The sequence below is a fragment of the Kitasatospora sp. NPDC029367 genome, from assembly GCF_055569135.1.
The window spans coordinates 25,186-36,170 of record NZ_JBVHYH010000059.1 but is presented as its reverse complement, the minus strand read 5'-3'; the positions used below and the strand labels follow the sequence as shown (position 1 = coordinate 36,170).

Annotated in this window: 7 protein-coding genes; 6 read left to right on the top strand and 1 reads right to left on the bottom strand. The window is 73.9% G+C overall.

All coding sequences use genetic code 11. From position 1 onward, the window contains the following. Positions 1-4 precede the first annotated feature (4 nt). Positions 5-622: an Rv1733c family protein gene (locus ACZ4W5_RS27270; RefSeq protein ID WP_465657514.1), complete on the bottom strand. Its 618-nt coding sequence runs from the start codon at positions 620-622 to the stop codon at positions 5-7. Between the two features lie 192 nt (positions 623-814). Between ACZ4W5_RS27270 and ACZ4W5_RS27265 the strand changes: the two genes are divergently transcribed. The 6 genes from ACZ4W5_RS27265 (at position 815) to ppsA (ending at position 10,852) form a co-directional block, all read left to right on the top strand. After that, entirely contained in the window at positions 815-1,057 is a 243-nt protein-coding gene (locus ACZ4W5_RS27265) for a DUF1918 domain-containing protein (RefSeq protein WP_360244154.1), read from the top strand. Between the two features lie 12 nt (positions 1,058-1,069). Further along, on the top strand, positions 1,070-3,616 hold the full coding sequence (locus tag ACZ4W5_RS27260; RefSeq protein ID WP_465657512.1) for a cation-translocating P-type ATPase: 2,547 nt from the start codon (positions 1,070-1,072) through the stop codon (positions 3,614-3,616). A 150-nt stretch (positions 3,617-3,766) separates the two neighbouring features. Then, positions 3,767-4,645: a universal stress protein gene (locus ACZ4W5_RS27255; protein WP_360231323.1), complete on the top strand. Its 879-nt coding sequence runs from the start codon at positions 3,767-3,769 to the stop codon at positions 4,643-4,645. Between the two features lie 156 nt (positions 4,646-4,801). Next, positions 4,802-5,335 carry a flavodoxin family protein gene (locus ACZ4W5_RS27250; protein WP_360231326.1) on the top strand — a complete coding sequence of 178 codons (534 nt, stop codon included), beginning with the start codon at positions 4,802-4,804 and terminating at the stop codon, positions 5,333-5,335. 6 nt (positions 5,336-5,341) lie between these two features. Further along, entirely contained in the window at positions 5,342-8,296 is a 2,955-nt protein-coding gene (locus ACZ4W5_RS27245) for a cation-translocating P-type ATPase (protein ID WP_465657509.1), read from the top strand. A gap of 192 nt (positions 8,297-8,488) precedes the next feature. After that, positions 8,489-10,852, top strand: coding sequence for a phosphoenolpyruvate synthase (gene ppsA, locus ACZ4W5_RS27240; protein ID WP_465657507.1), 2,364 nt, complete (start codon positions 8,489-8,491; stop codon positions 10,850-10,852). Positions 10,853-10,985: the final 133 nt, after the last annotated feature.

The following is a 10,985-nucleotide window of genomic DNA, read 5'->3' as shown; positions in this document are numbered from 1 at the left end:
GACCTCACCGCCGCCCGGACCACCCGGGTTCCACCTGCTCCCACGCGGACTCCCAGTCCGCCTCCGCCCGCCGGTCCAGCCGACGGCGGCGCAGGGCGACCCAGCCCTCCGTACCGAATCCGAGCGCGGTGACCGCGCCGACACCCACCAGGACGGCGTCCGAGACGAGCAGTCCGTTCGACCGGGGGGCGCCGACCGGCTGCCCGGCGTCGTTCAGCCCGACCGGGAGCGCCGCGCCGGTCGTCGTGCCGTCCGGCACGGGGATGCTGCCCGCACCGGGCCCGATCGGGTACGTCCACCGCGCCGGGGCGTGCTCCCGCGCGCTGCCCGCCCTGGGGTCGTCCGACTGCGCGGGACCCGTCGTGACGGCGGTGACGACATGCCGGTGGCGGGCGGTCTGCGCCGCGTCGTGCGCCTCCGAGCGGTACACCAGGAGGGCGGCGACCGCAGCCAGCACCAACGTGACGAGCACCATCAGCGCCGCCCCGGTCACCAGGCGGCTGTACGCCCGGTCGAGCGGACGGCAGAGCGGGTTGTGGTCACGGCCGGCAGCCCGGCGGACGTGCCCGCGCAGGGACGTGCGCGATACGGGGCGCCTGTGCGTGGCGGCTGCGGCGAACATGGCGCGCCTCCTCGGTGTCGGGCGGCTTCTGTTCTCACGGATCAGTCTGGCGAGCCCGCCGCGGTTCCCCGAGGGTCTGACGGGCCCGGGATCAGGGACCGACCGGCCCCAGCCCCGGCCCGGTGCCCGGTGGTGCGATAGGAGGTGGACGGCGGCCGCGCCCCGGCCCCGCACCGAGTCAGGGAGGACGCCATGAGAGCCGCCGTCGGAGACCGCATCATCGTCCAGGGCACCCGGCCGGGCGCCGCGCGCAGGGACGGCGAGATCGTCGGCCTGCACCATCCGGACGGCAGCCCGCCGTACGACGTGCGCTGGTCGGAGGACGGCCGGGTGACGGAGTACTTCCCCGGTCCGGACGCACAGATCCACCACTTCCGCCATCATCCCGAGGCCGCCGCTACCGCGCCGCCCCATCCGCACCTTTTCGCCGACTGACGGGCCACCGCCGTGACAGTCGCAGCCCGTGCCCCAGCGCGTGGACTCACCAGTACCGAGGCCGCGCGACTGCTCGCCGAGCACGGCCGCAACGAGGTCGCGGCCGACCACCGGGTGCCGCTGTGGGCCCGGGTGGCCGACCAGCTCCGGGATCCCCTGATCACCGTGCTGCTCGCAGCCGTCGCACTGACACTGGCGATCGGCGACCACCCGGACGCGATCGTCATCACGCTGGTCATCGTGATCAACACCAGCGTGGGCGTGGTCCAGGAGGTCCGGGCGGAGAGCGCCGTCGCAGCACTCTCCCGACTCTCCGCCCCGGCCGCTCTGGTGGTGCGTGACGGGGTGCAGCGCACGGTGTCGTCGGCCGAGATCGTCCCGGGAGACGTCGTCGCCCTCGCCGAGGGGGACATCGTGCCGGCCGACGCCCGGCTCACCGAGGCGGCAGCGCTCCTGCTCGACGAATCGATGCTGACCGGCGAGTCCCTGCCGGTGCCCAAGTCGGTCGAACCCGGGGCCCCGGGGGAAGACAGGGTCCGGGCGGGGACGGTCGTGCTGAGGGGCCGCGCCCTGGCCGTGGTCACCTCCACCGGCGCCGACAGCACGCTCGGCCGGATCGCCGCCATGCTGCGGCCCCGGCCCGAACCCACGCCGCTCCAGCGGAGGCTGGCCGGGCTCGGACGGGTGCTGGCCGCCGTGGCGATAGGACTCTGCGCGCTGGTCTTCGTCCTCGGCCTGCTCCGGCAGCAGCCGCCCGGCGAGATGGGGGTGACGGCCATCAGCCTTGCGGTCGCCGCCGTGCCCGAGTCGCTGCCGGCCGTCGTCACGCTCGCCCTCGCCCTGGGCGCGCGCCGGATGGCCGCCCGCCACGCCGTGGTCCGGCGGCTGCCGGCCGTGGAGACGCTCGGCTCGGTCACCGTGCTGGCGACGGACAAGACCGGCACGCTCACCGAGGGCCGCATGGTCGTCGAGCGCCTCTGGACACCGCATTCCACGGCCACCGTGACCGGTCCCGGGTACGGACCGGCCGGTGGGATCCGGATCGACGGAACCCCCGACGACGAGGTGAAGAGTCTGCTCACCGCCGCCGCGCTGTGCAACGACGCCGCCCTGCGGCCCCCGACGGACAAGGACGGCCAATGGGGAGCGCTCGGCGATCCCACCGAAGCCGCCCTGCTGACGGCCGCCGCCAAAGCGGGCCTCGACTACCGACAGTTGCGGGAGACCCATGCCCGGGTCGCCGAGACTCCGTTCGACAGCACCCGCAAGAGAATGAGCACCGTCCAGCGCAGGCGTGACGGAGCCCTCGTGGCCTGCCTCAAGGGCGCCCCAGAGGCGGTCCTCGACCCCGCCGTCCTGGCCGACCCGCCGGAACTGCTGGAGCGGGCCCGACGGGCGGCCGCCGCCCTCGCCGCCGAGGGCTACCGGGTGCTCGCCGTGGCCAAGGGGCACCTCGATCGCCTGCCGCAGCCGCCCGAGGAGGCCGAACACGGCCTGCGGCTGCTCGGCCTGACCGCCCTGGCCGACCCGCCCAAGCCGTCGGCGGCCGCCACCCTGGCCACCTGCCGCCGCGCCGGCATCCTTCCCGTCCTGATCACCGGCGACCACCCCGCCACCGCCCGCGCCCTGGCCGTCCGGGTCGGCCTGCTCGAACCGGGCGCCGGACCGGAGGTCGTGGTCAACGGGCAGGCCATCGCCACCGGAGCGGTCACCGACCTCACCCGGGCACGGATCTTCGCCCGCACCGACCCCCGACAGAAACTGGACATCGTCCAGGCCTGGCGCGCCCGGGGCGCCGTCACCGCGATGACCGGCGACGGCGTCAACGACGGTCCCGCCCTGCGCCAGGCGGACATCGGCGTCGCCATGGGCCGGCGTGGCACCGAAGTCGCCCGCCAGGCCGCCGACCTGGTCCTCGCCGACGACGAACTCGCCACCGTGGTCGGCGCGGTGGAGGAGGGCCGCCGGGTCTACGACAACATCCGCCGCTTCCTGGTCTTCGGGCTGGCCGGCGGTGCGGCAGAGATCCTGGTGATGCTGGCCGGACCGCTCTTCGGCCTCGCACTGCCGCTGCGGGCAGGCCAGATCCTCTGGATCAACCTGCTCACCCACGGCCTCACCGGCGTCGCCATGGGCGCCGAGCCCGTTTCCCCCGGCGCGATGACCCGGCCCCCGCGCCCGCCGCACCAGCACATCCTCGGCTCGGGCGTGTGGCAGCGGGTGCTGCTGCTCGGCCTCGTCGTCGCAGCAGCCTCGCTCGGCGCCGGGCTCTGGGCCCACGGCGATGGCCGCCCGTGGCAGACCGTCCTGTTCCTCGCCCTGCTGACGGCCCAGCTCGGCACCGTCCTCGGGCTGCGCGAACGCCTGCTGACCCGCGCGAACCTCTTCCTCCCGCTGGCCGTCCTCACCTCCGCCGCACTCGCGGCGGCCGCCCTCTACCTGCCGTTCCTGCGCGACGTACTGGACACCGCGCCGCTGTCCTGGAGCGACCTCACCGCCCCCGGAGCCGCCGGGCTCGCAGGCTTCGCGACGGCCCGGCTGCGCAAACAGGGGATCTAGGAACCCGGAATCGCCATCGCTTCCGACGGCCGACTGGCCGCGCTGGGCCCGACGGTCTGCTGCGGCGGGGCCGGTCGGCCCTCGCGGCGGGCTCGGACCGGTGCCTAGCGTAAAGGCAGGTCCGCGAATGCCGAACCGAGGAGGACCGCCATGACACCCGCGAGCTCCGACAGCCCCGGCCGTTCCGTCGTCCTCGGTGTCGACGCGGACGACACCGGCCGGATGACCGCCGCCTGGGCCGCCGACGAAGCCGATCGCCGGGGCCTGTCGCTGCGACTGGTGCACGCCGTCCCGCCGCTGTACCGGGGGTTCCGGCACGTCGACGAGGACCGCTACCACAAGGCCCTGCTCGAACGGGCCGAGCGAGCCCTCGACCGGGCCGGGTCCGTGGCCTGGGAGCGCCACCCGGGGCTGGAGCTGACGACCGATGTCCCCGAGGACTTCCCAGCCCCGGCGCTGTGCCACGAATCCCGGGATGCCGCGCTCGTCGTGCTCGGCTCCCGTCGGCTGGGCCGGGCCGAAGAGGCACTGAGCGCCTACTCGGTCGCCGTCCCGGTGAGCGCCCAGGCCCACTGCCCGGTGGTCGTGGTCCGCGACCCGGAGCACACCACCCAGGACCCGCCGTACGTCGTCCTGGGCGTGGACGGCAGCCCGTCCTCGGAGCACGCCGTCGACTTCGCCTTCGACTTCGCCGCCGAACGCCGGGCGGCCCTGCGGGTCCTCTGGGTCTGGCGGCGGCCGCCGGTCGGCAACCTCGACGAGGCCGCCACCGAGCAGATCCTGCGCCGGCTGCTCTTCGAGTCCACCGCGGGGCGCCACGAGCGTGCCCCCGATGTCACCGTGACCCACGAGCTGGTCCGCGGCCACCCGGTCGAGGAACTCGCCAAGGCCTCCGAGCACGCCCTCGCCGTGGTCGTCGGCCGCCGGGGAAGCGGCGGGTTCACCGGCATGAGGCTCGGCTCGGTACCCCACGGCCTGCTGCACCGCGCGCACTGCCCGATCATCACCGTGCCCGCTTCCCCGCGCTGAACCAGCCCGCTCGTTGCCAGCTGGACGGGGTCGGCTCGAACTGGTCGAGATCGCCCCGCACGGCTGCGGGACCGTCCGGCTGCCCGATCCGGCCCGAACGGCCCATCTCCGCCCCGGATCAGGGCGCGAGGCTGGAGCCGACGAAAGGTGGAGACCATGCACACCGTGATCGTGTACGAGAGCATGTACGGCAACACCCGGGAGATCGCCGAGGCGATCGCCGAAGGCGTCCACCGAGCCGACCCCGGGGCAGCCGTGGACTGCCTCCCGGTGGCCGAGGCCGATGCCGAGCTCACCCGCTCCGCGGACCTGCTGGTGGTCGGCGGCCCGACGCACATGCACGGCATGTCCTCCGGGATCAGCCGCCGGATGGCCGCCGCAGCCGAGGCACACGAGGAAGGACACGAGGAGGCCGCCGCCGAGGCGCGGGAGGCCGTGGAGGGCCCGGGTCTTCGGACCTGGTTCCACGACTTGCCGAAGACCGGAGACGGCGTCCACGCCGCCGCCTTCGACACCCGGGTCGACATGCCCCGGGCCGGCGGCGCCGCCAACGGTATCGCCCACCGGCTCGCCCACCGCCACTACGACGTCGTCGCCGAACCCGAGGGCTTCATCGTGGAACGCAACGACGGGCCGCTGCGGGCCGGCGAACTCGACCGCGCCCGTGCCTGGGGCGCCAAGCTGGTCTGACCGCAGGTGGAACCGGACCCGCAGGACGGTCTGATCACGGCCGGCGACAGCCGGGCCGCGCCCCGGGCCGCCCCACTTGGAACAGCTGAGGCGACCCCCGAGCCCCGTGAGCCCCTCGCCCTGCTCTTTCGCGACCTGCGCACCTCGCCCGACGGCCTGAGCGAGCGCGAGGCTGCCCGCCGGCTGACCGTCTACGGGCCCAACACGCTCGTACGACGCGAGGGCCGCCGCTGGCCGCGCGAGCTCGCGCACCAGTTCACCCATCCGCTCGCGCTGCTGCTCCTCTGCGCCGCCGCACTGGCGGGCGTCAGTGGTGCCCCGAACCTGACAGGCGCGATCCTCGCGGTGGTCGGGTTGAACGCCCTGCTCGCCTTCGCGCAGGAGCGGCAGGCCGAACGCGCCGTGGAGGCCCTCGCCGGGTTCCTGCCCGACGACGCGACGGTGGTCCGCGAGAGCCGGCGACGGTCCGTGCCGGCCACCGAGCTGGTGCCGGGCGACGTCCTGGTGGTCGAGGAGGGCGACCGGGTCTCGGCGGACTCACGCCTGCTCTCGGGCGGGGTGGAGGTCGACCTCTCGGCGCTGACCGGCGAGTCCGTACCCGTGTTCCGCTCCGCCGAGTTCACGGACGGATCCGGGCCGCTGCTGAACGCCCGTGACCTGCTCTTCTCCGGCGCCGCGTGCACCGGCGGAGCGGCCGTGGCGGTGGTGACGGCAACGGGCATGCACACCGAGCTCGGCCGGATCGCCGCCCTCAGCCAGCGCACCCGGCGCGAGGAGAGCCCGCTGGAACAGCAGGTCAAGCGGGTCGCCCGGCTGATCGCGGTGATCGCGGTCGGAGTCGGACTCGCGTTCCTGCCGATGGGCTTGGCGGCCGGCCTCTCCCTGACGGCGTCCGTGGCGTTCGCCGTCGGACTGCTCGTCGCCAACGTGCCCGAGGGCCTGCTGCCGACGATCACCCTGGCGCTCGCTTCAGGCGTTCGCGACCTCGCCCGGCGCGGTGCGGTGGTCAAGCGGCTGTCCGCCGTGGAGACCCTCGGCTCGACCACGGTGATCTGTACCGACAAGACCGGAACGCTGACCGAGAACCGCATGCGGGTCACGGAGGTGTGGACCCCCGGAGCCGCGACGAACGGCACCCCCGTACCGGACAGCGAAGCCCTGCCACTCGCCGAAGCGGCCGCCACCTGCACCACCGCCGACCCGGCGGCGGGTCACGGAGACCCGACCGAACTCGCCCTCCTCGACCTGTCCGCCCGTCTGGGAAGCGATCGCACACCGTCTCGACGGGACGAGGAACGACGGGCCCTGTTCCGATTCGACCCGCGTATCAAGCTGATGACCACCGCGGACGCCCGTGACGGCTCGGTCGTCCTGCACACGAAGGGCGCCCCGGAGGAGGTGCTCACCCACACCACCGGGCTGCTCGACCACGGCGTCGAGCGCCCGATCAACGCGGCCGACCGTACGGAGGTGGTCAACGAAGTCGGCGAGCTCGCGGCGCGCGGCCTGCGCGTCCTGGCCGTCGCGCGCCGTGCCCTCGCTCCCGGGCAGCCGCTACCGAACCGCCGCGAGGACGCCGAGCACGACCTCTGCCTGATCGGCCTGGTCGCCATGTCCGACCCGCCGAGGCCCGAGGTGGCCGACGCCATCCGGAGGGCCCACCGGGCGGGGATCACCGTCCACGTGGTCACCGGCGACAACGGCCTGACCGCCGCGGCCGTCGCCGAGCAGGTCGGCATCGGCCACCGCGGCATGCGCATCGTCACCGGCACCGAACTCGACGCGATGGCCGACGACCGTCTGGACGCCTTGCTGGCCCGCGGCGAGGAGGTGATCTTCGCCCGGACCTCACCCGAGGCCAAACTGCGCATCGCCGACGCACTGCGGGCCGAAGGCCACACCGTCGCCATGACCGGCGACGGCGTCAACGACGCGCCCGCCCTGCGCCGCGCCGACATCGGCGTCGCCATGGGCCGCTCCGGCACCGAAGTCGCCCGGGAGGCCGCCACCATGGTGCTCACCGACGACGACTTCGCCACCATCATCGCGGCCGTCGAGGAGGGGCGACGCACCTACGACAACATCCGCAAGTTCATCGTCTACATCTTCACCCACGCCGTTCCCGAGGTCGTCCCGTTCCTGGTCTTCGCCCTCGCCGGCGGCGCCGTACCCCTGCCCCTCACGGTGATGCAGATCCTCGCCATCGACCTCGGCACCGACACGCTCCCGGCCCTGGCCCTCGGCCGTGAGCGCGCCGAACCGGGCCTGATGGACCGGCCGCCCCGGCCCCGCGCGGAGAAGGTGATCCAGCCGGCCATGCTCGCCAGGGCGTGGGGCTTCCTCGGTCTGATCTCCGCCGCACTGGTCATGGGTGGCTTCTTCCTCACCCTCGCCCTCGCCGGCTGGCACCCCGGCGACCCGACCGGCCGGGGCACCGCGCTGCACCTGCCGTACCAGCAGGCCACCACCGTGGCCTGGTTGGGTATCGTCGCCTGCCAGATCGGCACCGCCTTCGCCGCCCGGACCGACCGGGCGGCGCTGCGAGCCGTCGGCGTCCTCGGCAACCGCCAACTTCTCGGCGGCATCGGCTTCTCCCTCGCGTTCGCCGCCGCCGTCGTCTACCTCCCCGCGCTGCAGCGCGTGTTCGGCACCGCCGCCCTCTCTCCCGCCCAAGTCCTCGTCGTGGCACCCTTCCCGTTCCTTGTCTGGGGAGCGGACGAACTGCGCCGTGCGATCGTCCGCCGCCGTGCGACCGAGCCCCCACCCGAAACCCCGCCCGCGCCGGTGACACCGCTGCCAGGTCCGCCGAGCCCGCACCACCCGCTTCCGATCCTGCTCGCGCGGCACGGTTGGAGCGCCCACCGGCTCACCCACGCCCTCGGCGTCGGAGAGCACGCGGCCGCCGAGATCGTCGCGCACGCCCACCGGATCTCCACGGAGCACGGTCACCGGACGAGGTGAGCCGCTGTCCTGCGCCGCCCCACTGCCTCTCTCCCGTGGCGGCCCCGCGCCCAGTCCGTGCTGCGTTGGGCCGAACGGCCCTGATTCGGCGGCCGGTCGGGCCGGTAACCGAGGGCGCACGCCTCTCGAAGCTCCCTCCACCGCCGACGGACAGTGGCAGGGACAGAGCCCTCGACTTGCCTGGAGGCTGCCATGCGCCGTGTCATCCGCTTCCGTGAACTCGGCCGCGAGGACGTCGGCCTGGTGGGCGGCAAGAACGCCTCGCTCGGCGAGTTGATCACCGGTCTCGGCCCGACGGGAGTCCGGGTGCCGGACGGCTTCGCCACAACTGCGGACGCCTATCGCGAGCTGCTCGACGCAGGTGGTCTGCGTGAGCGGATCGCCGAGCAGGTCGGCCTGCTCCACAAGGGCGTTCCGCTGCCCGAGGTCGGCGCCGCGATCCGCTCCGCCGTCCTGGCCGCTCCGCTTCCGACCGCCCTCGCGCGCGAGGTCGTCGCGGCGTACGGGGACCTCGCCCGCGAGGCCGGGCGCACCGACCCCGATGTCGCGGTGCGCAGCAGCGCCACCGCGGAGGACCTGCCGGAGGCGAGCTTCGCCGGCCAGCAGGAGACCTTCCTCAACGTCCGCGGTGCCGACGCCCTGCTGGACGCCTGCCGCCGCTGCTACGCCTCGCTGTTCACCGACCGGGCGATCGACTACCGCGAGCGGATGGGCTTCGACCACCTCTCCCTGGCCCTGTCGGTCGGGGTGCAGCTGATGGTGCGCTCCGACCTCGCGGGCGCGGGCGTGGTGTTCACCCTGGACACCGAGACCGGCTTCCCGGGCGTGGTGGTCATCAGCGCCGCGTGGGGGCTGGGCGAGACGGTGGTCAGCGGCCAGGTGGACCCGGACGAGTACACGGTGTTCAAGCCGGTTCTCAAGGACCACCACCTCGACCCCGTGCTCCAAGTGCAGCTGGGCGCGAAGCGCCTCAAGGCGGTGTACGGCGAGGGCGGCTCGACCACGACCGTCGACACCGACGAGGACGAGCGGGCCCGCCCGGTACTCGGCCAGGGCGACGTCCGCACCCTCGCCGAGTGGGCGGTGGCAGTCGAGGAACACTACGGCTGCCCGATGGACCTGGAGTGGGCCAAGGACGGCATCACCGGGCAGCTGTTCCTCGTCCAGGCGCGGCCGGAGACCGTGCAGTCCCGCCGACACGGCGAGGTGCTGCGCCGCTTCCGCCTGACCGGAACGGGCGAGCGGCTGGTGGACGGCATCGCGGTGGGCGAGGCGGTCGGTGCCGGACCGGTGTGCGCGCTCGCCGAGCCGGTCGGGCTGGAGCGCTTCCCGCAGGGCGCCGTCCTGGTCACGGAGATCACCGACCCGGACTGGGAGCCGCTGATGAAGCGCGCGGCCGCAATCGTCACCGACCACGGCGGGCGCACCTCGCACGCCGCGATCGTCAGCCGGGAGCTGGGCGTGCCGGCGGTGGTCGGCACCGGGTCGGCGACGGCCGTACTGGCCGACGGGCGGGAGGTCACGGTCTCCTGCGCCGAAGGCGCGGAGGGTCACGTCTACGCGGGCCGGGTCGCCTTCGAGGCGACCGAGATCGATCTCGGCTCGCTTCCTGCCACCCGGACCAAGGTGATGCTCAACCTCGCCGACCCGGGTGCCGCCTTCCGCTGGTGGCGGCTGCCGGCGGACGGCGTGGGCCTGGCCCGTACCGAGTTCGTGGTCGCCCACCAGGTGCGCGTCCACCCGATGGCCCTGGTCCACCCCGAGCGGCTGTCCGCCGAGGACCGGCGGCTGGTGGACGAGCTGGCGTACGGCTACCCGGACCGTACCGACTACTTCGTCGACCGGTTCGCCCGAGGCGTCGCCCGGATCGCCGCCTCCCGCTGGCCGGACCCGGTGGTGGTGCGCACCAGTGACTTCAAGACCAACGAGTACGCCAGGCTCATCGGCGGCGCTCCCTTCGAACCCGTCGAGTCCAACCCGATGATCGGCTGGCGCGGCGCGAGCCGCTACTACGACCCCGGCTACCGCGAGGGCTTCGCCCTGGAGTGCCGGGCGCTGCGCCGGGCCCGGGACGAACTCGGGCTGACCAACGTCGTGGTGATGATCCCGTTCTGCCGCACCCCTCAGGAGGCCGACCGGGTCCTGTCCGTGATGGCCGACAACGGGCTCACCCGAGGCGCGAACGGCCTGCGGGTGTACGTCATGGCCGAGATCCCGGCCAACGTGCTGCTCGCCGAGCAGTTCGCCGAACGCTTCGACGGCTTCTCCATCGGCAGCAACGACCTCACCCAGCTCACCCTGGGCGTCGACCGCGACTCCGCTCTGCTGGCCCACCTCTTCGACGAGCGCGACCCGGCCGTGACCCGCAGCATCGAGTCCCTGATCGCGACCGCCCACGCGGCCGGTCGCCACGTCGGCCTCTGCGGCCAACGCCCCAGCAACGACCCGGACTTCACCCGGTTCCTGGTCCAGGCCGGGATCGACTCGATCTCCGTCACCCCGGACAGCTTCGCCGCGGTGAAGCGCGCCGTGGCCACGGCCGAAGAACGCTGCTGACATGGCGCCCACCCGGCGAGCCGGCCGTGCCCGTACCGAGAACCGACGAGGAGAGCGCCAGGAGCACCGCCACCACCCAGCGGCCGGCCCGGACGACAGAGGCGCCGAACGACCGCCGAACGACACGAACGTG

What these genes read in the sequence shown, in the direction of transcription:
- ACZ4W5_RS27270 (WP_465657514.1), bottom strand. Translation starts at nt 622, where the DNA reads ATGTTCGCCGCAGCCGCCACGCACAGGCGCCCCGTATCGCGCACGTCC.
- ACZ4W5_RS27265 (WP_360244154.1), top strand. Translation starts at nt 815, where the DNA reads ATGAGAGCCGCCGTCGGAGACCGCATCATCGTCCAGGGCACCCGGCCG.
- ACZ4W5_RS27255 (WP_360231323.1), top strand. Translation starts at nt 3,767, where the DNA reads ATGACACCCGCGAGCTCCGACAGCCCCGGCCGTTCCGTCGTCCTCGGT.
- ACZ4W5_RS27250 (WP_360231326.1), top strand. Translation starts at nt 4,802, where the DNA reads ATGCACACCGTGATCGTGTACGAGAGCATGTACGGCAACACCCGGGAG.
- ppsA (WP_465657507.1), top strand. Translation starts at nt 8,489, where the DNA reads ATGCGCCGTGTCATCCGCTTCCGTGAACTCGGCCGCGAGGACGTCGGC.